This window comes from Sphingomonas sp. KC8 (assembly GCF_002151445.1).
Classification (GTDB): Bacteria; Pseudomonadota; Alphaproteobacteria; order Sphingomonadales; family Sphingomonadaceae; genus Sphingomonas_E.
This window is the reverse complement of record NZ_CP016306.1, coordinates 2435478-2458206: the sequence shown is the minus strand read 5'-3', so window position 1 is coordinate 2458206 and position 22729 is coordinate 2435478. Positions and strand designations below refer to the sequence as shown.

Below are 22729 nucleotides of genomic sequence, written 5' to 3'. Positions count from 1 at the left end.
CATTTGCGTGTCCATTTGTCACGGTTGCGCATCCTTCCTTTTTGTCCGGCCCCATCCGGCCTATAGGCCGTTGCGGCGATAGTGGGCGATCCCCGCCCGGCCGCCAATAGAGGAAGACATGTCCGAGGATTTTTACCGCATCAAACGCCTGCCGCCTTATGTCATCGCCGAAGTGAATGCGATGCGGGCAGCAGCGCGAGCGCGGGGCGAGGACATCATCGACCTCGGCATGGGCAATCCCGATCTGCCGCCCCCGCAGCATGTGATCGACAAATTGTGCGAAGTGGCGCGCAATCCCGATGCGCATGGCTATTCCGCGTCGAAAGGCATTCCGGGCCTGCGCCGTGCCCAGGCCAATTATTATGGCCGTCGATTCGGGGTCGATCTCGATCCCGAATCGGAAGTCGTCGTCACGCTGGGTTCGAAGGAAGGCCTGGCCAACCTCGCCCAGGCGATCACGGCGCCGGGTGACGTGATATTGGCCCCGAACCCCAGCTACCCGATCCACACCTTCGGCTTCATCATCGCTGGCGCGACGATCCGTTCAGTACCGACGACGCCCGACGAACATTATTGGGAAGCGCTGGACCGCGCGGTGAAGTTCACCGTGCCGCGGCCTTCGGTGCTGGTTGTCGGCTACCCGTCGAATCCAACGGCTGAAGTGGTCGACCTTGCCTTTTACGAGCGGCTGGTGGCGTGGGCGAAGGAGCATAAGGTCTGGGTGCTGTCCGATCTTGCTTATTCCGAGCTTTATTATGACGGCAAGCCGACGCCTTCGATCCTGCAGGTGCCGGGCGCCAAGGACGTCGCGGTGGAATTCACCAGCGTGTCGAAGACATATTCGATGGCGGGCTGGCGGATTGGCTTCGCGGTCGGCAACAAGACGCTGATCGCGGCGCTGACGCGCGTGAAATCCTATCTGGATTATGGCGCATTCACGCCGATCCAGGCGGCAGCGGTGGCGGCACTCAACGGGCCGCAGGATATCGTCGAGAAGAATCGCGAACTCTACCATCGTCGCCGCGATGTACTGGTCGAAAGCTTCGGCCGGGCGGGGTGGGAAATTCCCAAGCCGCGCGCGTCGATGTTCGCCTGGGCGCCGCTTCCACCGGCGCTGGCGCATCTCGGCAGCCTTGAATTTTCCAAGCAGCTCCTCACCCATGCGGGTGTCGCGGTGGCGGCGGGCGTTGGCTATGGCGAAGAAGGCGAAGGCCACGTCCGGATCGCGATGGTCGAAAACGAACAGCGCATTCGCCAGGCGGCGCGCAATGTGAAACGCTATCTGCAAAGCATGGGCGTCAACACCACCGCCAAAACCGGGGGCTGATACCGGGTGCCGGCCCCTGGGATTTACCAATATTAACCTAGTCCTGGCGTGTAAAATCCATCGCCGGTCTGTTAGGGGCTCCGTGTGCTTCGCTGCGACGGAGCCCTTTTCTTCGAGGAAATCCGGTGATGGCGTTGATGATGGTGCGGCGGGCTGCAATGGCTGCAAGCGCCCTTATAATGGTTGCGGCGGCGGGCGGCGCCCAGGCGGCACTGCTCGATCTGACGCAGTATAATGCCTTTGTCCAGGGCAGCTACCAGGGCACCAACAGCGACGTCGAAGGCCGGCTTGCGGCGGGCGGGTCGGTGCAGCTTACCAATTATGCAGTGGGGTCCAAGCTCGGCTCGGGTGCGAATGGCAGCAACAGCCTGATCGCCGGCGGATCGCTGGCCGCCACGAACGGTCAGCTTTTCAACGGCAACGCCGTTGTCGGCGGGGCGTCCGCGCTCACCGGTTTCACCATTGCCAACGGCGCGCTTACCAGCGGGACGCCGATCGATTTCACGTCCCAGTTCCAGCAGATCAACGCGCTGGCCGATACGCTGGGCGGCATGGCCGCCAACGGCGCCACCAAGTTTCAATATGGCACGCTGGCGCTGACCGGCACCCAATCCGGCCTCAACATCTTCACGATCAACGCCGCGGATCTTTCGTCAGCCAACAACTTCACCATTTCCACGCCGACAGGCTCGAAAGTGCTGGTCAATGTCATCGGCGGTGCGGCCACGATGCAGGGCGGCATGAGCCTGTCGGGCGTAACCGGTAGCAACGTGTTACTAAACTTCTATCAGGCCGGTTCGCTGACGATGAACGGCGTGGGAATTTACGGATCGATCCTTGCACCGGAAAGCGCCGTCAGTTTCAACAACGGCCAGTTGAACGGCACGCTGGTTGCGTCCAGTTTCGCCGGCAGCGGGGAACTGCACAATACGGGCTATACCGGCGGCTTGCTGACATCGACCGCACCGGTGCCCGAACCGGCCAGCTGGGCGATGATGATCGCCGGTTTCGGGCTGATCGGTGGCATGATGCGGCGCAGCCGTTCCGGCCGACCGGCACCCGTCGCCGCCTGATCCGCCTTTCGTTCCCATGAAAAAGGGGCGCCCGGCATGGCCGCGGCGCCCCTTTTTCATTGCAGCCAGTGGCTTGATATCAGTGCGTGCCGGTGGGCGCTTCCAGGCTGAGGTCGAGATTCTTGGCGTTTTGCGGCACATCGAGCACCGCGCCATTGAATTCGACGGACTGGCCGGGCTGAAGCCGGTCGACCGGCCGGGCGATCGTCCAGGCAAAGACGACGCGGTCCTGCGCATCCAGCAGGTTAGCGCGAATATCGGGGACCCGCTGAACCTGGTCGGTGGGATTGGTGATCCGTCCCGTCACCGAGAACAGTTCGTTCCCGCTGGCCATCGGCCGGCGTTCGGGCGTTCGGCTGGATTCGATGATCAGCGGTACGGCGGCGGCATGGCTTACGCCCAGCCGTTGCGAAATGTTGGGCGGCCCGAATGCGACCAGCGCGCCGGTAACCGCGAGCATCAGGACGGCCGCGGCAACGGCGAGCAACGTCCACATCTTTGTCGGATTGCGCCGCGGGGCGAAGGGCGGCTCATGGGCAAAGGCATCATAGCCAGCTTCGCTTGTGCCGTCCGTGTCCGCGTACGCGGTGTCGGCAACCGCGCGTGGCGCTTCCGCCGCCGGATCGGCCGGACCGGTGCGGACCGGCGAAGCATCCGAAAAGGGCAGGGGCGCCTCGTCCAAAAAGGATTGCGGGTCCGCCGCGCTTTCGGCCGGAACGTCGGCTACCGTATCCACCTCAACCCCCTGGTCTGCGGTCACTGCAGCTTCCGCCATTTCCAGCTGCGGCGGTTCCTGGAACCAGCTGTGGCGGCATGAGGCGCAACGCACCTGGCGTCCCTCCGGGCCAATTGCCGCATCGGGAACGAGATAGCGGGTATTGCAGGCGGGGCAGTTGAGGATCATGGGTTCCGGGCGCTTGTCTTATGGTTACGGGCCACGCCCGACTAGACACGCGCGCGGCCGCGCTGGCAAGCGTCTACCCACCCCTAAAACGACATGATCGCGGATGATTCGTCGGCGTCGCTTGCGCTATCGGCCCTGGCTGCGCCAGCGCTTGATGACGCGCCCGATGATCTGGTCCTCGCCGCCGACCTGGTTCCACAGTTCCGAGAAGATCGGATCGGTGGAAGCGGGGCGTTTTTCAGGTTCCAGATCGTCCAGCGCAACGCGGATCGGGATGGCGACGCCTTCGCCGCAGATGATCGCCTCGCGGTTGCGCAACGCGGGAATCGAATCAAGAAAACCGCGCGCACCCTCGGGCATCGCCGATTTCACATAGGCCTGGTCGCGATCATTGTTCAGGCGCATCGATATGATCGTGCCGCATTGTGAAAGCACACCTTCGGCCAGATCCGACGGGCGCTGGGTGATGAGGCCGAGCGACACGCCATATTTGCGGCCTTCCTTGGCGATCCGTTCCAGAATCTTGCGGACCGAGGCCCCCGTCGTCACGCGATCCGACGGGATGTAGCGATGGGCTTCCTCGCACACGAGCAGGATCGGCCGCTGCGCTTCGCCGCGCGACCAGATCGCGTAATCGAATACCATCCGGGCGAGCACCGCAACCACCGTCGACGTGATTTCGTTGGGAACGCCCGACACGTCGATGATCGAAATCGGCTTGCCATAGCCCGGCAGACGGAAAATCTTGGACAGGAATTGCGGCATCGTATCGGCGACCAGCATGCCCGAAAACATGAAGGCGTACCGCGGATCGGCCTTGATTTCGTCGATCTTGCTCTTGAGCCGCAGATAGGGGGCGGTGCCACCCGCTTTGTCCATCTTGCCCATCTCGTTCTGGAGGATGTTGGCAAGATCGGACAGCAGATAGGGGATCGGGCTGTCGACGGTCAGTTTGGCGATGCCCTCGGCGGCGCGGTTCTTGGCGCGCGCGGCGAGCAGGCACTTGGCAAGGATATCGGAATCCATCTGGCGATCGGCGCCGGTGGACGTCACGAATACCTCGGCATGCTCTTCGAAGTTCATCAGCCAGTAGGGCATGGCAAGGTTGCCGACGTCGAAGATTTCGCCCGTACCCTTGAAAGCAGCCGAATATTCGCCGTGCGGATCGACCATCACGATGTGCCCCTCGGGCGCCGCGCGGCAGATGCGGTGGAGGATCAGCGCGGCGGACGTGGATTTGCCGGTGCCGGTCGATCCCAGTAGCGCGAAATGCTTGCCGAGCAGCGCATCGATATAGAGCGCGCCGCGAATATCCTCGGTCGGGTAGATCGTCCCGATCTCGATATGGGCGCGCTCGTCGGCGGCATACATCTGCTTCATGTCGGCGCTCGACACGGGATAGACCCGGCTGCCGGGCGTTGGGTAGCGCGTGACGCCGCGCCGGAAGTTGAGTAGGCGGCCGGTGAAGCGGTCTTCCTCGCCTTCGCCCAGAAAATCGATATGGCCGAGGATCAGGTCGCTATCGGCGTCGGCCAGCTTGAGCGAGCGGACATTGGCGATCAGCCAGCGATCCCCGATGCGAATCTTGACCTGACTGCCCACCTGTCCGGCCATGGCGATGCTGGGATCTGCATCCTGCTGGAGCGCGCCCAGCACCTGCCCGTTAAGGCTGATTTGCGACGATGAGCCGCCAATTTCCATCAAGCGGCCAATTTCGATCGTGGCTTGATTGGTGTCCGCTGCCGCGTGGATGCTTGTCATGTCGTTCATGCGGCCTGCGAACCCTCTGCTGGAAACGCGGCATCATAAATCGGCAGGGATTAACGAAGTGATTTCAGAACTTGCGGAAAGCCGCACCGGCAGCCCAGCCAAGCAGGATCGAGATTGCAACGGCGGCAAGCCCATAGGTGAAGGCCCAGCGATCGGCCACTGTGGCGACGAATCGTTCGAAGCCGGATTTGTCGATTTCAATCTCGCGCACGGCGGCGGCTACCACGCGGCGATCCTGAATCAGGAAGGTTTCGGCGGTATAGGTGCCCACCGGAACGCGCGCAGGAATCGCGATCCGCGCGCGATAGAGCACGCCTTCGCTCACTTCGACGCCATCGGGCGCTTCGACGTAAAGGCCGTTGCGGCGCTTGAGATCGACCAGCCCGGCTTCGAAGCGCTGCTGTGCCTCGGGTGTTTCACCGCTGGCGGGTGAAAGCTGGATGTTTTCCAACCCCAGTTCGTAGATGGCGGCCGTGCGCGCATCGGCCAGCGCCTTGATCGGACGTGAAGAGGCTACCGCGTAAAACGCGGGAACCGATCGAAATCGCGCATTATCCGCATTAATCCATATGCCGGCGATCTTCTGCTTTTCCCGCAGGATGACGGGTTCGGCCGGTCCCTTCAGCACGACGACGATATCCGCCGGCTTTTCCGGCATGCGCCCGCCAGGATAGACTATCGCACCGAACAGCAACAGTTCGGCACCGGTAAAGCTGTAGATGATATCGATCCGGCGCTGCGACACATCGGGCACCAGCGCTGGCTTGGTTGCGCCCAGCAGGAGCGGTGCCAGCAGAAGGGCGACAAGGTGCTTCATAGCGGCTGGATCGTATAGATCTCGCCGGGCCGCCAGCCCAGCCCAAGCGCCATGCGTACGGCAACAGCAAGGACGATGCCGGCCAGCGCCATCCGCAGCCATTCGGGCCGCACCTTCATGGCGAAGCGCGTGCCGAGTTGGGCGCCGACGACGCTGCCGGTCAACAGCAGCACCGCCAGCACTATATCGACCGCTTTGGTGGTTGTAGCGTGAACCAGCGTCGTGGCCGCCGTCACGAACAATATCTGGAATGACGATGTGCCGACCACCACCCGCGTCGACATGCCGAGGATGTAGATCAGGGCCGGCACGAGTACGAACCCGCCGCCGACGCCCAGCAGCACCGTCAGCAGGCCGGTGCCGAACCCCAGTACGAACGGAGCGATCGGCGAAATATAGAGGCCGGAACGATAGAATCGCCACCGCATCGGCAGAGCCGCGATCAAGGGGTGGTGGCGGCGCGGGGGGGCAGGCGCAGCGGCCTTGCCCCACATCACGGCAATGCTTTGCGCGGCTTCCTTGGCCATCAACCCGCCGATGCTGCCGAGCAGGACGACATAGAGAATGTTGACGACGGTATCGATCTGGCCGCTGTCCTGCAGCGCGCGGAAGGCATAGCCGCCGGCAACCGAACCCAGCGCACCGCCGGCAACCAGCACGGCGCCCATCTGGAAATCCACGCCCTGGCGGCGATTATGGGCGAGCACGGCCGAAACGCTGGCGCCGGTGATCTGGGTGGCGGCCGACGCCACCGCGACGGCGGGCGGGATGCCATAGAAAATCAGCAATGGTGTCGTCAGGAATCCCCCGCCGACGCCGAACATGCCGGAAAGGATACCGACCAGCCCGCCCAGGCCGATGATGACGATGACATTCACCGAAAGACCGGCGATGGGCAGATAGAGGTCCATGTCCCCCCGGCTAGCCGATTTCGCGGCTCAGGTCATGCGGGTTGGTGAGGGCGGATGGATATGAGGGTCAGCCGCCGAGCTTGCCGAATTTCGCTTCGAAGCCGGGAATGTCACCGCTGGCGAGCAGCCGGGCCTGCTCGACCCACTGATCGCGCTGGATGCGGCCGGCGAACGCACCCATCGCCGCATCGATCTTGGCGATCTGCGCCGGCGAAAGTGCAGCAAGCTGGGCATATTGGCTGACGCCCATTCCGTTCAGTACCCCGGCTGCCTTTGGCCCCAGTCCCTTGAGACGGGTTAGGTCGTCCGGTCCGCCTGGGGTGGTATCGATTCCCAGAAACTGGCCGGCAATGTCTGCGGTGGCGACCGCTGCCGCATCGGTGATGTGATCATGATGTTCTTCGCGCGGCGCGGCGGCAGGCGTTTGCGTGGGCGGCGCCGAAGGCTGGCCACGACCGCGCAGGACAAGGACAACCGCGAGAATCGCAATGACGATCGCGGCGATGGCGACGAGATAATAATTATTGCCCATGGCCTGTCCTTCTCCTGCCCCGAACGGCCGCCTGCTTGCGCAGGGTGTGCCTGCGCCTGGCCGTCCCCACCTTCATAGCCTTACCTTTCGGACGACTGTAAGGTGGTCGCCGTCCGAAATTTTCCGAAGATGCGCCTGCGTAACGAACGCTGAACGCATCAAGCTGTTCCGTTGGATTCGCGTTCCACCTCGCGCCAGCCAATATCGCGGCGACAAAAGCCGCTGGGAAAGGCGATCGCGTCGACCGCACGATAGGCTGCGGTCTTGGCGTCCGCGACGCTGGCGCCAGTGGCGGTGACGTTGAGGACGCGGCCGCCACTGGCGACGAGCGTGTCACCAGCAAGCGCGGTGCCGGCGTGGAACACCTTGGCGCCATGTGCTTCGGCCCCGGCGATACCCGATATCGCGCCGCCCTTTTCAGGCGTGCCGGGATAGCCGTTGGCGGCCATCACCACCGTCAGTGCGACGGTATCGGCCAGACGTGGCGGGGTGGATTCGCCCAGCCGCCCTTCGGCGACCTTCAGAAGCAGATCGAGCAGATCATCCTCCAGCCGCATCATCAGCACCTGGCATTCGGGATCGCCGAAACGGGCATTATATTCGATCAGCTTGGGGCCATCGGCCGTCAGCATCAGCCCGGCATAAAGCACGCCCGAATAAGGCATGCCGGCCGCCGCCATCGCGCGAACGGTGGGTTCGACGATTTCAGCCATGGCGCGGGCTTCGAGTTCCGGGGTCAGCACGCGGGCCGGGCTGTACGCGCCCATGCCGCCGGTGTTCGGGCCGGTATCGCCTTCGCCGACGCGCTTGTGATCCTGCGCCGATCCGAACGGGACGACGGCGGTGCCATCGGTAATCGCGAAGAAGCTGGCTTCCTCGCCGGTCAGAAATTCTTCGATCACCACTTCGGTGCCGGCATCGCCGAAGCTGCCGTCGAACATATCGACGATCGCGGCATCGGCTTCATCAGCCGTCATCGCGATCACCACGCCCTTGCCGGCGGCAAGGCCATCGGCCTTGATCACGACGGGCAGGCCGAAACCGGTAAGGGCTGCGCGCGCGGCGGCGATATCGGTGACGCGGGCATAGGCCGCCGTCGGGATCGATTCGCGCGTGCACAGATCCTTGGTGAAACCCTTGGACCCTTCGAGCTGGGCGGCGGTCGCATCCGGGCCGAACACCAGCACGCCATTGTCGCGCAGCAGATCGCCGACGCCGGCAACCAGCGGCGCTTCCGGCCCGATCACGACCAGACCGACTTCCATATCGCGTGCGAAAGCGAGCACGGCATGGGGGTTGGCCGGGTCGAGCGCGACGCATTCGGCATGCTCGGCTATTCCCGGATTGCCCGGCGCGGCGTAAAGCTTCGTCAGCCGTGGCGATTGCGCGAGTTTCCATGCCAGCGCATGTTCGCGCCCGCCCGAACCCAGCAGCAGGACTTTCATGAGCGATCTTCCCTTCGAACCTGCGCGGCTGTTAGCCGAGGAGACGCCCGGCGACAATTCGCCAGCGTTGAGTGTTTCCGAACTATCCGGCGCATTGAAGCGCAGCGTGGAAGAACGATTCGGCCATGTCCGCGTGCGCGGCGAGATTTCGGGCTTCAAGCGGGTCGGATCGGGCCATTGCTATCTTGCCTTGAAGGATGACAAGGCGGTGATCGACGGCGTGATCTGGAAGGGCACGGCCGGCGGCCTTGCCTTTCGCCCCGAAGACGGGATCGAGGTGATCGCAACCGGCCGGCTGACCACCTATCCTGGCCGATCGAAATATCAGATCATCATCGAACGGATGGAACTGGCGGGGCAGGGCGCGCTGATGGCGCTGCTCGATCAGCGCCGCCGGGCGCTGGCCGCCGAAGGGTTGTTCGATCGCGAGCGCAAAAAGGCGCTACCCTATCTGCCGGCGGTGATCGGCGTCGTCACATCGCCCACCGGGGCGGTGATTCGCGACATCCTCCACCGGCTGGCGGATCGCTGCCCGACGCGGGTGATGTTGTGGCCGGTGTTGGTGCAGGGCGAGGGTGCTGCCGAACAGGTGGCGGCGGCCGTGCGCGGGTTCGATGCTATGCCGGCCGATGGCCCGCTGCCCCGGCCCGATCTGGTGATCGTCGCGCGTGGCGGCGGGTCGATCGAGGATCTGTGGGCGTTCAATGAAGAAGCGGTGGTCCGCGCGGTGGCCGGCTGTTCGATCCCGATCATTTCGGCGGTTGGCCACGAAACCGATACCACCTTGTGCGATTTCGCCGCCGACGTGCGTGCGCCGACGCCGACCGCGGCCGCCGAAATCGCGGTGCCGGTGCGGGCTGACCTGCTGGCGTCGTTACGCGAACTGGGCGCGCGGGCGGGGCGTTGCGCCAATCGCTATCATCAGCGCGCGGGCGAGCGGCTGGAGGCGACAGCGCGGCGTTTGCCGACGCCTGATCGCCTACTTGGCCCCCAACAGCAAAAGCTGGATGAACTGGGCGATCGCCTGCCGCGCGGGCTTTCGCGGCGGCTGGCGGTGGCGCGGGGCGATCTGGCCCACGCCGCCGGCGCCTTGCGTCCATCATTGCTGAAGGCGCGGGTCGACCGGGCGGGTGAACGGCTGGCCGCTGTGCGTTTCCGTCCCGCGTTGATCGACGCGCGGCTGGCCGAGGCGGCGGCGCAAGTGCAGCGATTGTGGCGGCTGGCCGAAGGGCTGAACCCCGAACGGCCGCTTGCCAAAGGCTATGCCTGGGTAGGCCGGCGGCCCGATGGTGGCGTGGTGACGACGGCGGCCGCGGCGCGCACGGCGGGGGCGCTGACGCTGCATTTCGCCGATGGCAGTGTCGATGCACGGGTTGAGCGCGGCGGCCGGGCCGCCTATCCTGCGGCCGAACCCGTACAACCGAGCCTGCTTTGATTGCGGGCCGCGAAGGAATGTCCCGATGTTGATGTCCCAAGGCAGCCGGCCTGCCAAGCTGCATTATATGGCCAATAATTTCCGGATGCTGGCGTCGGGCGATCATGTCCTCTGCGCCGTATCGGGCGAACGCATCCCGCTGGATAATCTGCGCTATTGGAGCGTGGACAAGCAGGAAGCCTATGCCACCGCCGAAATTTCGACCAAGGCGGCGCTTTCCGCGTGATGGTGCGCCGCTGCGCGTTTGTGTTGCGCGCGCTGTCGATCGTCATGCTGGCCGGGTGCGCGAGCAGGCTGCCGGCTGCACCGCCTGCTAAGGCCGTATCGGTGTGTCCGGCGGCGGGTTTCAACTTTCAGGGGGCGTTCCAGCAGGGTGGTCTTGTGCTTGGCACCGCCCCCGAAGGCACCGTCAGCCTGTTCCTTGATGGCCAGCCGCTGCGGATGGCGAAAGGGCGAAGTTTCCTACTTGGTTTCGGGCGGGATCACCGGGCGAATGCCGTGATCGAGGCGCGGCTGGCCGACGGTTCGGTGCAACGCCTACCGATCACGATCGCGGCGCGCGTATGGGATATCCAGTCGCTGCCGACCTTGCCCAGGGGCACGACGCCCACACCCGAATTTCTGAAGCGTCGGGCAGCCGAACTGGCACAGATCAATGCCGCGCGCACGATCCAATCGGATTCGCAAGGGTGGCGGCAGGCGTTCGTCTGGCCGGTCATCGGCCGGATCAGCGGCGTGTTCGGATCGCAGCGTATCTATGCGGGTGAACCGGGTGCGCCGCATTCAGGGGTGGATGTGGCCCGGCCGACGGGAACGCCGGTGGTGGCGCCGGCTGATGGGGTCGTCATTCTGGCGGCGGCGGCCCCGTTCAGTCTGGAGGGCAATCTGCTGATGATCGATCATGGCATGGGGCTGAACAGCGCATTCCTCCATCTGTCGCGGATCGACGTGAAAGTGGGTGACCGGGTGGCGCGCGGCCAGCGGGTTGGTGCGATCGGGGCCACGGGCCGCGCGACCGGGCCGCACCTTCATTGGAGCATGAAGTGGCAGGACGAGCGGATCGACCCCGCGCCGCTCGCGGGGGCGATGCCGGCGCAATGAACGGCAACCCCGAAGATGCTGAGGCATCCGGGGATTGCTTTCGTTCAAGCGCCGCACAGAGCTTTCCCTGCCTTGCTGAGCAACATCATCAAGGCAGGGCGCGCGATCAGGCCTTCGTTTTGATCAGGTCAGGCGCCAGGGCGCTAACCATGCGGTGGATGCCGTCACGCCAGTCGACCTTGGTTTCGCCGATCAGGCTGTGCATCCGCGTCGTATCGATCGACAGCGCGCCAAAGGCGGCCGCGCTTTCCTCGAACACGGGGGTGAAGCCGGTTAGTTCGCCGATATAGGCGCACCATTCTTCAACGCTGGCAGCCTGTGATCCGCCGAAATTGGTGGTGGTGACGCCGGTGGTGGCGGCCCCCAGCAGATAGGGGATCTTTTCGACATAATCGTCGACATGGAGCGGGCTGTAGAGGTTGGGACGATCGGGGTGGATGGTGATCGGCACGCCATTCTGCATCATCAGCAGATGATACCAGGGCCAGCCGCCATTATCGCCATAAGGCACGCTCATCCGCGCGATCGTCGTCGGCACGCCATAGGCCTTGGCGGCGAAACGGCAGACGGATTCGGTGGCAATCTTGGCGATCGAATAAGTCGGCATCATTGACCGGTGGTTATCGCCCAGCGGATCGCTTTCCTTGCGCGGTTCGATCCCCTCATAGGCGTAAACGCCCGTCGTCGAGATGTGGACGAACGCCTTGGCGCTGCGGCAGTGGGCGATCAGGAAGCCAACGCCTTCGGCATTTTCTGCGAGATCGCGATCGAAATCACCGGTCTTGGCGACGGCGGCGTTGACGACATAATCTACCTCGGGAATCGCAGACAGGCTGGCGGGGTCAGACAGGTCGATGCGGACGGGCGTGGCGCCCATCGCGGCGATTTCGGCGCGGTCTTCGTCCTTGGCGTAGCGGGCGGCGGCAAACACTTGCGCCTTGCCGGCATATGCTGCCACCAGCGGCTTGGCGAATTGCCCTGTCGCCCCGGTGATCAAAATCCGTTTTCCTTCGATTTCCGCCCGCTTCATCGCTTCAACTCCTGGGTTTATGATGTTGGGATGACGCTAACCGGCTTGCGCCAAGCCGGGCAAGGCTGGCCGATGAATTTGCGGCCATCGCACGGCATGTTGGCCGTATGGATCGACAGCGCCGGAAAAATCGCCTAGCGGGACGCGCATGCAGGGCGGGGCGATCAGCAGGACAGACCGGCGTGGCGGGGGGCTGGCCCTTACCCTGCTTGCGCTTGCGCTTTTCATGCGTCTGCTCGTGCCCGCTGGCTGGATGCCATCGGCTGACGGCCGCAGTATCACGCTGTGTACCAGCATGGGTGCGGTGCAGGCGTGGGTTGCCGCTGACGGCACCGTCCATGAAAAGGCCCCCGGCAGCGACGCCGACAAGACCAGTCAGCCCTGTATCTTTGCCGCGCTCGGTGTCGCGGTTCTTGCTCCCGATCCGGTGACCGGCCTTGCCGCGGTGGAAGCTGCGCCTGCGCTGGCGATTGCCCGTGCGATTGCGGTCGCCATCGGCCGTGGGCTGGCCGCACCGCCGCCGCCGCCCACCGGGCCGCCCGCTACCTTCTGATCCCATCACCGCCGCGCGCTGCCCAAAGGGCGTCGCGGCCAGATTTGCATGGCGCGCGCGTGCTGCGCGCCGGGATTCCAGAGGTATTTCATGTCGACTTTTCATCGCGCGCTTGGTTGCGCGTCGCTTGCTGCCGTTGCCATTTCCACGCCTGCGTGGGCCGAAGACGCGGATCGCGAAACCATCATCGTCACCGCCCAGTCCGTTCTTGCCGATGCGCGTGAAGCTGTCGCCCGCACGGCCGGTGGCGCGGATGTCGTCGCGGCGGCCGATTTCGAAGACAAGCTTGCCGTATCACTGCGCGATGCCCTGGCGTTTTCGCCGGGCGTTTACACACAGCCGCGCTTTGGACAGGAAGTGCGTCTGTCGGTGCGCGGATCGGGGATCAGCCGGGGTTTCCACATGCGCGGGCTGATGCTGTTCCAGGACGGCATACCGATCAATCTTGCTGACAATAATGGCGATTTCCAGGAACTGGATCCGCAGGTCTTCCAGCAAATCGCGGTGTATCGCGGTGCGAATGCGCTGCGCTTCGGATCGTCGACGCTGGGCGGCGGGATCGACGCGGTGACGCCAACCGGGCGTACAGCGCCGGGGATCGAGGTGCGGATCGACGGCGGCAGCTTCGACACGCAGCGCGGCAAGCTGGCGGCCGGCTTTGCGACCGCGCGGGGCGACGGCTGGTTCGCCCTGACCGGAGACCGATCGGACGGGGATCGCGATCACGCCGGGCGACGGGCGATCCGGTTCAACGGCAATGTCGGCATCAAGCTGACCGACCGGATCGAAACGCGCTTTTACGCCAGCGTCAACAATATCAATCAGGATCTGCCCGGCGCGCTGACGATGGCCGACGCGCTGGGGACGCCGCGTAAGGCCAATGCTGGCAGCGTGGCCGGCGATCAGGCGCGTGATGTCGATTCGCTACGATTCCAGAACCGCACGACGGTGGATCTTGGTGATACAAAGCTCGTGTTCGGCGGCTTTTTCAATGCCAAGCAACTGTTCCACCCGATCTTTCAGGTGATCGATCAGAAATCGGAAGATCGCGGTGGTTTCGCGCGGATCGACTGGGCGGGGGATATCGGCCTGCCTGTTGAAGCAAGCCTTGGCACGACGGCGCGTTTCGGCACGGTGCGGGCCAAGCAGTTCGTCAACATCGCGGGCAAGCGTGGCGCGCAGACGGCGGACGTGACGCAGACTGCGCGGACGATCGACACTTATGGCGAAGTGCGGATCGCGCCGATGGCTGATCTGTGGTTGATTGCGGGTGGTGTTTACACATCCGGCCGGCGCGAAATCGCCAATCGCTTCGTTCCGGCGCGCAGCGGCGAGGCCAGTTTCGATGCGTTCGCGCCCAAGTTCGGGCTGTTGTGGGCGCCGCGCGCCAATGTGCAGGTCTATGCCAATTACAGCCGTTCGGTGGAATTGCCTGGCTATTCCGAACTCAGCCAGACCCCGAATACCGGCTTGCCGGGCTTCGTCGATCTCGACCCCCAGCGCGCCTGGACGATGGAAATCGGCACGCGTGGGCGGATCGGCATCGCGGCGTGGGATATCAGCGTCTATCGCGCCGATCTGAAGGGCGAGATGCTTCAGTTCAATGTCGCATCGGACATTCCCGCATCGACCTTCAACGCCGGCAAGACGCGGCATCAGGGGATCGAAGCGGCGCTGACACTGGATCTCACGCCATGGGCGCGGCTGCGGCAGGCCTATCAGCTCAACGATTTCCGGTTCCGTAATGATCGCGATTATGGCGACAACCGTCTGCCGGTGGTGGCCAAGCACTTGTATCGCGCCGATCTGCGGCTGGGCAGCGACCGGATCAGCATCACGCCCAATCTGGAATGGCTGCCGCAGGGCGCGTGGGCGGATTATCAGAACAGCACGAGGACGAAGGGCTATGCGCTGGTCGGCCTCAATGCCGAAGCCGAGGTGCGCGACGGCGTCACCCTGTTCGTCGATGCCCGAAATCTGACGGGCAAAAAGGCGATCGGCGATATTTCGGCGGTGGTGCAGGCCAATGCTGCGTCGGCCATTTATTATCCGGTCGAACGGCGTGCCGTTTACGGCGGCGTGCGCGCGCGGTTCTGATGGTGGAACAGGGCATGTATCGCACCGTCTGGCGCTGGCATTTTTATGCCGGGCTGATGGTGCTGCCGGTCCTGCTGTGGCTGGCGGTGACGGGCGCTCTCTATCTCTACAAGCCGGAGATAGAGGGCATCGTCTATCGGGGCTGGTCCACCGCGAGTGGGCCGGCACTGGCCATCACGCCGATGGTGGCGCGGGTGGAGGCGGCAAGCGGCGCGCGCGTCGTCAGCCTGTCCCGCCCGGCCGATCCGGCAGCGAGCTGGCGGATGACCCTGGCCGCTGCCGATGGCACGCACCGGCTTGCCTTTGTCGATCCCGCGACCGGGCGGGTTCTGGGCACGGCGCGGGACGGTGGGGTGATGGGCCTTGTCCGTTCGCTCCACAGCCTGATGATCACCGGCCCGGTCGGCAATGCCGTGGTCGAGATCGTTGCCGGCTGGACGATCCTGCTAGTGTTGAGCGGGGTATATCTGTGGTGGCCGCGCGGGACGAACCGTGCGCTGGCGTTGCGCGGTCGCCCGACGGGACGGCTGTTCTGGCGCGATCTTCACGCCTCCACCGGCGCGATCGCCGGTGCCGTGATCCTGTTCCTGGCGGTAACAGGTATGCCGTGGTCCGGCATCTGGGGAAAAGGCCTGCAGACGGTGGTCGCGATCTATGGCCTTGGCCGGCCGCCATCGCCAGGCCCTTCGCCGTGGCAGCGCGGCAAGGATCATGGCGGGCATATGCCGGCCAAGGCGGCCTTGCCCTGGGCGATGCAGGAAGCCACCGCACCCGCTGGCCGCAAAGGGCATGATATCGGTGCGGACCGGGCGGTGGCGATCGCCAACGGGCGCGGGCTTTCGGCGCCCTGGCTGCTGGTGCCGCCGGCCGAAGCGGGCAATCCCTATCTCGTGGCGTCGGTGATCGAGCGGGCGGACGAAGCGCGCGCCATCTATGTCGATGCGGCGAATGGCCGGGTGCTTGCCGATATGCATTATGCCGATTTCGGCATCGGCGCGCGGACGATCGAATGGGGTATCGCGGTCCATCAGGGGCAACAATATGGCGAGGCGAACCGGCTGGTCATGCTGGCGGGCTGCATCGCGATCGTGTTGCTGACGATCAGCGCCCCGATATTGTGGTGGAAACGTCGACGGAACGGCCGTCTGGAAGCGCCGCCGCGGGCCGTTGATCCGAAGCGGGCACGTGGTGTCGCCACGATCATGCTGGCGGTGGGCGTGTTGTTCCCATTGACCGGGGCGACGATGGTCGCGGCGCTTCTGGGCGATAGGCTTTGGCTGCGGGGCCGACGACGCATTGCATGATGACGGTGGCGTTCCGCGCGTCGACGGGTTAGCCCTGCGGTTCCAAAGGGGTAAAGCGGCCGATGCTGGAATTCTGGGCGATCGTCGGGCTGATCATCGCCGTCGCCATGTTGCGCGGCCGGATCAGCCGCGCCGAACAGCGGATAGTGGCGCTGGGCGAAGAGCTTCGGGAACTGCGTCTGGCGTCCGATCCGGCCGTGGCCCCGGCAATGGCCCAACCGATCGCCGATCCCGAGGTGATTGCAGAGCCGGAGCCTGTTTTCGAACCGGTGGCTACGCCAGAGTTGCGGTCCATGCCGGAGGTGCAGGCCGTCGCGCAGACGGCCGTTCTGGCTGAAACCGCGGCCATTCCGAAAGAGGACACCGTTCCCCCACCACCGCCTACTCCCGCCCGTCCGCCGGTAACATCGCGGGTGTTCGAGGAATTGTTCGGATCTCGCCTGCCGATCTGGGCGGGTGGGGTGACGCTGGCGGTGGCCGGATTCTTCCTCGTCAAATATTCGATCGATACCGGGCTGTTATCGCCGGCGATCCGGGTGATCCTGGCGATGCTGTTTGCTGTCGGACTGGTTGGTGGCGCGGAAGCGGCGCGGCGCATCCCGATGCTCGCCCGTGATCCGAGGGTCGCCCAGGCACTGGCCGGGGCCGGCATCGCCGTTGCCTATATCGCGGTGCTGATCGCCGCCAATCTCTATGGCCTGATCGCGCCGTTGACGGCTTTTGTCGGGCTGGCGACGGTGACGGCGGCGGCAATCGGCCTCGCGCTGCGATTTGGCGCGCCATCGGCGGTGCTTGGTCTGGTCGGTGGGCTTTCCGCCCCGGCATTGGCGGGGGGAACGGAAGCGCATGCGCCGGTACTGGCGCTGTATCTGATGCTGGTGATCGCGGCGATTGCCGGGGTTTCCCGGCGCCAGGGCTGGCTGTGGCTGTCGATTGCGGCCCTGATCGGCGGGTTTGGCTGGGGGGCGCTGCTGATCGCGACGAGCGTGATCGATGTCGCGACGGCCGGCGCGGTGGGCGTGTTGCTGCTGGTCCTGGCCTTTGGCGTGCCGGTGCTGGCGGCGGGCAGCGATGCGGGTGATCCGGCACGCTGGCTGCGCGCGGGCACCGTGGTCGCCGCTGCGGTGCAGCTGGCGTTGCTCGTCGTTCAAGGCGGGTTCGCGCCGCTGGTGTGGGGTTTCTATGGCCTGCTGGCGATCGGTGCGGTGGTGCTGGCACGGATTGATCCACGCCAGTGGATGCTGCCTCCCGTTGCGCTGGGCGTTGCGCTGATCGTGCTGATGCTGTGGCCGGCGCCCAGCCTGCCGATGCTGGTGGCGGTGGCGGGCGGGGTGATCGCGATCTTCGCCGCGCCCGCGCTGATCGACGCCTGGCATCCGGTGCGGGGTCGGATCAGCGCAGCGCAGGGGGCTGCCGCGTTGATCGGAGCGGTGGGGATTGGCTGGCTGCATTTTCCCGAATTGCTGGGAGGAAGCGGTTGGGGCGTAACCGCCTTGGCGTTTGCGGCCGCCCCGGGGCTGGCCGCTGCGCGCGGTTGGGGCCTTGCGCAGCGGCGCGACGACTGGCGGTTTGCGTTGCTGTCGACGGCTTCAGGCGTGCTGGTCGCGATCGCAGCGGCGCTGGCATTGCCCGACGCGTGGCTGCCGCCGATCTTTGCCGGCATTGCCTGTGCGCTGGCCTGGCTGGCGCGCAAGGCTGAGGACGCATTGCTGGAATGGGCACCGCGGGCGTTGGGGCTGGTGGCCGTGCTGCATCTGGGCCTGCTCGGTGCAGATGGCGGGCTGGCGAACGATGCGGCGGTCAATTTGCGGCTGTTCCTGACGGCGGCGCTGTTCGTGGTCGCTGGGCATATCGAACGCAATCGCTGGATCGGTGCGCCTTGGCTGGTGTTTGCCGCCTTGTTGGCCGTGCGCATATTGTTCAATATTTTGCCTGTCGACTGGACACCGGTCGTCTGCGCCATGCTGGCGCTCGGCCTCGCGCTGGTGGCCGACCATCGGGAAACCATCCGTGCGCGGCCGGCGGCGGCGACTTTCGCTGCCATCGGCGGTGTCAGCATGGCGGCCGGACTGGCAATCTGGCTAGAGGGCAGCGCCGCCGCGCTGGTCGGCGCATTCGTGTTCGCTGGCGATTTGCCATTGCCGACACGCAGCCTGTTGCTGATGGGGGGACCGGCATTGGCGATCATCGCCATGCTGTTGCGGACGCGGGCGGTGCCTTTGCCCGCTTTGCGTGCCGCGTTGTTCGTGTTCTGCGGGGTTACGCTGGCGGCGACGGGACATGTGCTGTTCAAGCAGATTTTCGCGATCGCCGGCGAAGGTGAGGCGATAGCCTATGCCTTTGCCGAGCGAGTGATTCTAACGCAGCTGTTGTTTGCGGCTGGGGTTGCGGCGCTGTGGCAGCAGGCGCGCCATCCGTTGTTGCGGGTTGCGGGGGTGGCCGTGCTGGCGCTGGCGGCGTTCCGGCTGGTCTGGTTCGATCTGCTCCTGTTTGCCCCCGTGCTGCGCGATCAGGCTGTCGGCCCCTGGCCGATCGTCAATCTGCTGTTGCTGGCTTATGGCCTGCCATTGATCTGGATTGGCCTGTTCAAACGGCTTGAACCTGATTTTGCGGCCCTGCTGCGCAAGCCGGTGACGGCCCTTGCCATGGCGCTGGTGCTGATGCTGGTTGCAGCCAGCGTGCGGCAATTCTTCGAAGGAAGCGTCCTGACGGGTGAAGGCGTCAGCCCGAACGAAGACATCGCCCGGTCGATTGCCGGCATCGTGCTGGCGATCGGATTTCTGCGTTACGGTATCGCGCGCGGCGGCAAGGCGTGGCGGATTGCCGCGCTGGTGCTGATGCTGGCGACGGTGCTGAAGGTCTTTGGCTGGGATGCCAAGGGGCTGGAAGGGTTGCTGCGGATCGGGAGCTTCGTTGCGCTGGGCTTCAGCCTGATCGGCATCGGCTTCCTTTATAACCGCTATCTGGTGGGATCGGCTGCGGCACCTTCCGCAGAATGAGGGGTGTTCCGGGCAGGCAGCGCCGACCCGGAAGGCAGGCACTATCCCGGCGCGCCGTCAGGCAGCGAAGCGATCGGCATTCGCGATCGCCGCCATCACCTCCGCTTCGGTCAACAGCTTCTGTTCGATCACGCAGCGCAGGCCAAGCCCGTCGAAGCCTGAAAATGGTGTTGCGCGGGCATGGGCGACGATCATGTCCTCACCCGCCGTCAGGCCGATCGGCGTGGTTGCGTCGATCGCCATCGTGTCGCCGAAACGGGCACCCCAGGATGAAGCGACGATCCGGTCCCGTGCATCGATCAGGGTGACCCGGCGACGGCCATTATCAGCCCCTTCCATGGCCGCGATATGTTCACCGATCTTCTTTTGCCAATCATATTCAAGGCACAATACGCCCAGCGGTGAACCATCGCCATGCGGATCGGCCCGAACGCCGGTCGCGAAGATCAGAACGGCGTGATTGTTCGACCATTTGTTTTGCCAGACATCATCGACGAACCAATCATCTGTGCGGCGGCTGGCCATCGCCCGTCGATATTGGGTGACACGGCTGATATTCACCGTCTGCACGCCGGCGTTCTCATCGGCGGACAAAAAGATATGGCCTTCGCTATCGGCAACGAATGCGTTCAGATAGTCAGCGGAATAACGCACCAGCGCTTTCAGGCGTGCACGGGCATTGACCAGATTTTCCGGAGTCGGATGGACGACGGCCGCCGCAACGGCCGGATCGGTCGCGAGCAGGCGTAACTCAACACTGCGGGCAAAAACCGCGCGGGTGACGTTGTAAACAATCGCTTCGGCGAGATCGACCAGGCGGGCGCCTTCGATTTCGGCAACCATCTCATCGGCGATGCCTGCTGCCTTGGCCAATCGATCGAGCACTTCGGCGCGAAAGGCCAGCGAACTGGCCCGTGCCTGATTGGCGAGCGCTTTTACTTCTTGCGCCACGACGGAAAAACCGCGGCCGGCCTCGCCCGAACGGGCAGCCTCGATCGTTGCATTCAGCGCCAGCAGATTGGTGCGTCCGGCAAGTCGGGCATTTTCGGTCGCATATAGCTGCACCTCATCGCGTAGCGAAGCGAGCAGCGTGCGAATCCGTCTGGGCATAGGGCGCGATTCCGGAATGTTATTTGTCTGGCGCTAACGCGACAATGGTTAACAAAGCGTCGGCGGTGCGGCGGGCCGAGCGGTGCTTCGGTTCATCGCGCGGACACTGCAATCGGGCTATAAGGGCGGGCTGTTGTAGAGGATCGGTCGACATGGCGATGGCGAAGAGGTGGATGGCAACGGGTGTCGCGGCAGCATTGCTGGCCACTTCGATGCCGGCAATGGCGCGGCCCGGTTATGGGTGGGGTGGCGGCTGGAACGGGCCAGGCTACGGCCATGGCTGGGGCGGCGGGTATCGCCATCGTGATCGTGATCGGTTTGATTTTGGCGATTTTCTGCTGGGCGCGGTGATCATCGGCGGAATTGCCGCCGTCGCGGCGGATGCGTCCAATCGCAAGGGGCGCCCGCGCCAGGATAGAATTGATGGCAACCGCGCCGATGATGACCAGAATCGCGCCGCAGATGTTTGTTCCGCTGCGGCTGAAAGGCAGGCGAGTCGCTATTCGAACAATGCGCGTGTGACCGATATCAGCCTGGTCCGGCGCGATGGCGATGGCTGGCGGGTTGAAGGCATGGTCGCCAGCGGTGACGGGCGCGATTATCGTGATGACCGCAGTTTCCAGTGCGGGGTGCGTTATGGGCGTGTTGATTTCCTGCAACTGGGTGATCAAACCGCCTTCCGCTGAGCGTGTGAAACACCGACTCGGCTGGACAGGGGGCGGCGCTGTCTTTATCGGGCCGCCATGACAGCCCATCCCAACGACTGCATCCTGATCGTCGATTTCGGCAGCCAGGTCACGCAGCTTATCGCCCGCCGTGTCCGCGAAGCCGGCGTTTATAGCGAGATCGCACCCTTCACCAGCGCCGCAGAGGCCTTCGAACGGTTGAAGCCCAAGGGCATCATCCTGTCGGGTGGTCCAGCATCGGTGGCAGATGCCGGCAGCCCGCGTGCGCCGCAGCATTTTTTCGAGGCGGGGATTCCGATCCTTGGGATCTGCTATGGCCAGCAGACGATGTGCGCGCAGCTTGGCGGTTCGGTCGTGCCATCCACCGACAATCGTGAATTCGGACGCGCCTTCATCGAAGTGACGCGGACCTGTGGCCTGTTCGACGGGTTGTGGCAGGAAGGCGAGCGCCATCAGGTGTGGATGAGCCACGGCGACAAGGTGGATGCGCTGCCCGCGGGCTTCGTTCCGGTTGCGGCATCGGACGGTGCGCCGTTCGCGGTGACCGCAGATGAGGCGCGTCGCTTCTACGGTGTCCAGTTCCACCCCGAAGTTGTTCATACGCCCGATGGCGCCAGGCTGATCGCCAATTTCGCCCGTCACGTCTGCGGGCTGGCCGGTGACTGGAGCATGGCCGAGTTTCGCGCGGCCAAGATCGCCGAAATCCGCGCACAGGTGGGTGACAGCCGGGTCATCTGCGGTCTTTCCGGCGGCGTCGATTCGGCGGTGGCGGCGGTGCTGATCCACGAAGCGATCGGCGATCAGCTGACCTGCGTGTTCGTCGATCATGGCCTGATGCGGATGGGCGAAGCGGATCAGGTGGTTGGCCTGTTCCGCGAACATTTCGGCATCCCGCTCGTCCATGTGAACGCCGAAACGCTGTTCCTGAACGGCCTCAAGGGCGAAACCGATCCTGAAAAGAAGCGCAAGTTCATCGGCAAGACCTTCATCGACGTGTTCGATGAAGAAGCGCGCAAGATTGGTGGCGCGGAATTCCTTGCGCAGGGCACGCTCTATCCCGACGTGATCGAAAGCGTCAGCTTCACCGGCGGGCCTTCGGTGACGATCAAGAGCCACCACAATGTCGGCGGCCTGCCCGAACGCATGAACATGAAGCTGGTCGAGCCTTTGCGCGAACTGTTCAAGGATGAAGTCCGTGCGCTGGGCCGCGAACTGGGGCTGCCGGACATCTTCGTCGGCCGCCATCCTTTCCCTGGACCCGGCCTTGCCATCCGCATCCCCGGCGAAGTGACCAAGGAACGGTGCGATATTCTGCGCAAGGCCGATGCGGTCTATCTGGAGGAAATCCGCAACGCGGGCCTGTATGACGCGATCTGGCAGGCGTTTGCGGTGCTGCTTCCGGTCAAGACGGTCGGGGTGATGGGCGACGGGCGAACCTATGATTCGGTGTGCGCGTTGCGTGCCGTCACCTCCACCGACGGGATGACCGCCGACATCTATCCGTTCGACGCGAGCTTCCTGGCGCGCGTCGCGACGCGCATCGTGAATGAGGTGCAGGGCATCAACCGTGTCACCTATGACTATACGTCGAAGCCGCCCGGCACGATCGAGTGGGAATGATCTGAAATCCAGTGG

General features: G+C 64.5%; 19 protein-coding genes. 11 read left to right on the top strand and 8 right to left on the bottom strand.

Annotation, left to right across the window (positions count from 1 at the left end; all coding sequences use genetic code 11):
• The first annotated feature begins 118 nt into the window (after window positions 1–118).
• The gene (locus KC8_RS11650) at window positions 119–1327 is read left to right on the top strand and encodes an LL-diaminopimelate aminotransferase (protein WP_010126352.1); all 1209 of its coding nucleotides are present in this window, start codon (window positions 119–121) and stop codon (window positions 1325–1327) included.
• 128 nt (window positions 1328–1455) lie between these two features.
• Window positions 1456–2400 (top strand): collagen-binding domain-containing protein, encoded by a 945-nt coding sequence (locus KC8_RS11645; protein ID WP_083831265.1) that lies wholly within the window; start codon window positions 1456–1458, stop codon window positions 2398–2400.
• A 79-nt stretch (window positions 2401–2479) separates the two neighbouring features.
• Here the strand turns inward: KC8_RS11645 and KC8_RS11640 are convergent, their stop codons facing one another.
• The 6 genes from KC8_RS11640 to purD all read right to left on the bottom strand — a co-directional run bounded on the left by KC8_RS11640 (window position 2480) and on the right by purD (window position 8779).
• Window positions 2480–3304: an MJ0042-type zinc finger domain-containing protein gene (locus KC8_RS11640; RefSeq protein ID WP_010126350.1), complete on the bottom strand. Its 825-nt coding sequence runs from the start codon at window positions 3302–3304 to the stop codon at window positions 2480–2482.
• A gap of 126 nt (window positions 3305–3430) precedes the next feature.
• The gene (locus KC8_RS11635) at window positions 3431–5074 is read right to left on the bottom strand and encodes an ATP-binding protein (RefSeq protein WP_010126349.1); all 1644 of its coding nucleotides are present in this window, start codon (window positions 5072–5074) and stop codon (window positions 3431–3433) included.
• 64 nt (window positions 5075–5138) lie between these two features.
• The gene (locus tag KC8_RS11630) at window positions 5139–5891 is read right to left on the bottom strand and encodes a TIGR02186 family protein (RefSeq protein WP_010126347.1); all 753 of its coding nucleotides are present in this window, start codon (window positions 5889–5891) and stop codon (window positions 5139–5141) included.
• Window positions 5888–6802, bottom strand: a complete 915-nt coding sequence (locus KC8_RS11625; protein ID WP_010126345.1) for a sulfite exporter TauE/SafE family protein — start codon at window positions 6800–6802, stop codon at window positions 5888–5890. Before KC8_RS11625 ends, KC8_RS11630 begins: the two co-directional genes overlap by 4 nt.
• 67 nt (window positions 6803–6869) lie before the next feature.
• Window positions 6870–7334, bottom strand: a complete 465-nt coding sequence (locus tag KC8_RS11620) for a hypothetical protein (RefSeq protein WP_010126344.1) — start codon at window positions 7332–7334, stop codon at window positions 6870–6872.
• A gap of 158 nt (window positions 7335–7492) precedes the next feature.
• Complete coding sequence (purD, locus tag KC8_RS11615; RefSeq protein WP_010126343.1) at window positions 7493–8779, bottom strand: phosphoribosylamine--glycine ligase; 1287 nt, start codon at window positions 8777–8779, stop codon at window positions 7493–7495.
• On the opposite strand from purD, the gene xseA reads away from it, so the two are divergent.
• The 3 genes from xseA to KC8_RS11600 are packed head-to-tail and all read left to right on the top strand — an operon-like array spanning window position 8778 to window position 11315.
• Window positions 8778–10214, top strand: a complete 1437-nt coding sequence (gene xseA / locus KC8_RS11610; RefSeq protein WP_010126342.1) for an exodeoxyribonuclease VII large subunit — start codon at window positions 8778–8780, stop codon at window positions 10212–10214. The genes purD and xseA overlap by 2 nt on opposite strands.
• A gap of 25 nt (window positions 10215–10239) precedes the next feature.
• A complete protein-coding gene (locus KC8_RS11605; RefSeq protein ID WP_010126341.1) occupies window positions 10240–10440 on the top strand; it encodes a DUF2093 domain-containing protein in 201 nt (66 codons plus the stop codon).
• On the top strand, window positions 10440–11315 hold the full coding sequence (locus tag KC8_RS11600) for a M23 family metallopeptidase (RefSeq protein ID WP_010126340.1): 876 nt from the start codon (window positions 10440–10442) through the stop codon (window positions 11313–11315). Before KC8_RS11605 ends, KC8_RS11600 begins: the two co-directional genes overlap by 1 nt.
• 106 nt (window positions 11316–11421) lie before the next feature.
• Here the strand turns inward: KC8_RS11600 and KC8_RS11595 are convergent, their stop codons facing one another.
• Window positions 11422–12345, bottom strand: coding sequence for an NAD-dependent epimerase/dehydratase family protein (locus tag KC8_RS11595; protein WP_010126339.1), 924 nt, complete (start codon window positions 12343–12345; stop codon window positions 11422–11424).
• 148 nt (window positions 12346–12493) lie between these two features.
• On the opposite strand from KC8_RS11595, the gene KC8_RS11590 reads away from it, so the two are divergent.
• The 4 genes from KC8_RS11590 (at window position 12494) to KC8_RS11575 (ending at window position 19298) form a co-directional block, all read left to right on the top strand.
• A complete protein-coding gene (locus KC8_RS11590) occupies window positions 12494–12898 on the top strand; it encodes a hypothetical protein (protein ID WP_010126338.1) in 405 nt (134 codons plus the stop codon).
• A gap of 90 nt (window positions 12899–12988) precedes the next feature.
• Window positions 12989–14995, top strand: a complete 2007-nt coding sequence (locus KC8_RS11585; RefSeq protein WP_010126337.1) for a TonB-dependent receptor family protein — start codon at window positions 12989–12991, stop codon at window positions 14993–14995.
• Between the two features lie 14 nt (window positions 14996–15009).
• On the top strand, window positions 15010–16299 hold the full coding sequence (locus KC8_RS11580; protein ID WP_010126335.1) for a PepSY-associated TM helix domain-containing protein: 1290 nt from the start codon (window positions 15010–15012) through the stop codon (window positions 16297–16299).
• Between the two features lie 62 nt (window positions 16300–16361).
• A complete protein-coding gene (locus tag KC8_RS11575) occupies window positions 16362–19298 on the top strand; it encodes a DUF2339 domain-containing protein (RefSeq protein ID WP_010126334.1) in 2937 nt (978 codons plus the stop codon).
• Window positions 19299–19355: 57 nt separating this feature from the next.
• Here the strand turns inward: KC8_RS11575 and KC8_RS20575 are convergent, their stop codons facing one another.
• Window positions 19356–20408, bottom strand: a complete 1053-nt coding sequence (locus KC8_RS20575; protein ID WP_010126333.1) for a methyl-accepting chemotaxis protein — start codon at window positions 20406–20408, stop codon at window positions 19356–19358.
• 152 nt (window positions 20409–20560) lie between these two features.
• Here KC8_RS20575 and KC8_RS11565 point away from each other — a divergent pair, with 152 nt between their 5' ends.
• Both KC8_RS11565 and guaA read left to right on the top strand, forming a co-directional pair.
• Complete coding sequence (locus KC8_RS11565; RefSeq protein ID WP_010126332.1) at window positions 20561–21094, top strand: hypothetical protein; 534 nt, start codon at window positions 20561–20563, stop codon at window positions 21092–21094.
• Window positions 21095–21151: 57 nt separating this feature from the next.
• A complete protein-coding gene (gene guaA / locus KC8_RS11560) occupies window positions 21152–22714 on the top strand; it encodes a glutamine-hydrolyzing GMP synthase (protein WP_010126331.1) in 1563 nt (520 codons plus the stop codon).
• Window positions 22715–22729 lie beyond the last annotated feature (15 nt).

Coding starts and splice junctions, on each gene's coding strand:
- KC8_RS11650 (WP_010126352.1), top strand. CDS start 119: ATGTCCGAGGATTTTTACCGCATCAAACGCCTGCCGCCTTATGTCATC.
- KC8_RS11645 (WP_083831265.1), top strand. CDS start 1,456: ATGGCGTTGATGATGGTGCGGCGGGCTGCAATGGCTGCAAGCGCCCTT.
- KC8_RS11640 (WP_010126350.1), bottom strand. CDS start 3,304: ATGATCCTCAACTGCCCCGCCTGCAATACCCGCTATCTCGTTCCCGAT.
- KC8_RS11635 (WP_010126349.1), bottom strand. CDS start 5,074: ATGAACGACATGACAAGCATCCACGCGGCAGCGGACACCAATCAAGCC.
- KC8_RS11630 (WP_010126347.1), bottom strand. CDS start 5,891: ATGAAGCACCTTGTCGCCCTTCTGCTGGCACCGCTCCTGCTGGGCGCA.
- KC8_RS11625 (WP_010126345.1), bottom strand. CDS start 6,802: ATGGACCTCTATCTGCCCATCGCCGGTCTTTCGGTGAATGTCATCGTC.
- KC8_RS11620 (WP_010126344.1), bottom strand. CDS start 7,334: ATGGGCAATAATTATTATCTCGTCGCCATCGCCGCGATCGTCATTGCG.
- xseA (WP_010126342.1), top strand. CDS start 8,778: ATGAGCGATCTTCCCTTCGAACCTGCGCGGCTGTTAGCCGAGGAGACG.
- purD (WP_010126343.1), bottom strand. CDS start 8,779: ATGAAAGTCCTGCTGCTGGGTTCGGGCGGGCGCGAACATGCGCTGGCA.
- KC8_RS11605 (WP_010126341.1), top strand. CDS start 10,240: ATGTTGATGTCCCAAGGCAGCCGGCCTGCCAAGCTGCATTATATGGCC.
- KC8_RS11600 (WP_010126340.1), top strand. CDS start 10,440: ATGGTGCGCCGCTGCGCGTTTGTGTTGCGCGCGCTGTCGATCGTCATG.
- KC8_RS11595 (WP_010126339.1), bottom strand. CDS start 12,345: ATGAAGCGGGCGGAAATCGAAGGAAAACGGATTTTGATCACCGGGGCG.
- KC8_RS11590 (WP_010126338.1), top strand. CDS start 12,494: ATGCAGGGCGGGGCGATCAGCAGGACAGACCGGCGTGGCGGGGGGCTG.
- KC8_RS11585 (WP_010126337.1), top strand. CDS start 12,989: ATGTCGACTTTTCATCGCGCGCTTGGTTGCGCGTCGCTTGCTGCCGTT.
- KC8_RS11580 (WP_010126335.1), top strand. CDS start 15,010: ATGTATCGCACCGTCTGGCGCTGGCATTTTTATGCCGGGCTGATGGTG.
- KC8_RS11575 (WP_010126334.1), top strand. CDS start 16,362: ATGCTGGAATTCTGGGCGATCGTCGGGCTGATCATCGCCGTCGCCATG.
- KC8_RS20575 (WP_010126333.1), bottom strand. CDS start 20,408: ATGCCCAGACGGATTCGCACGCTGCTCGCTTCGCTACGCGATGAGGTG.
- KC8_RS11565 (WP_010126332.1), top strand. CDS start 20,561: ATGGCGATGGCGAAGAGGTGGATGGCAACGGGTGTCGCGGCAGCATTG.
- guaA (WP_010126331.1), top strand. CDS start 21,152: ATGACAGCCCATCCCAACGACTGCATCCTGATCGTCGATTTCGGCAGC.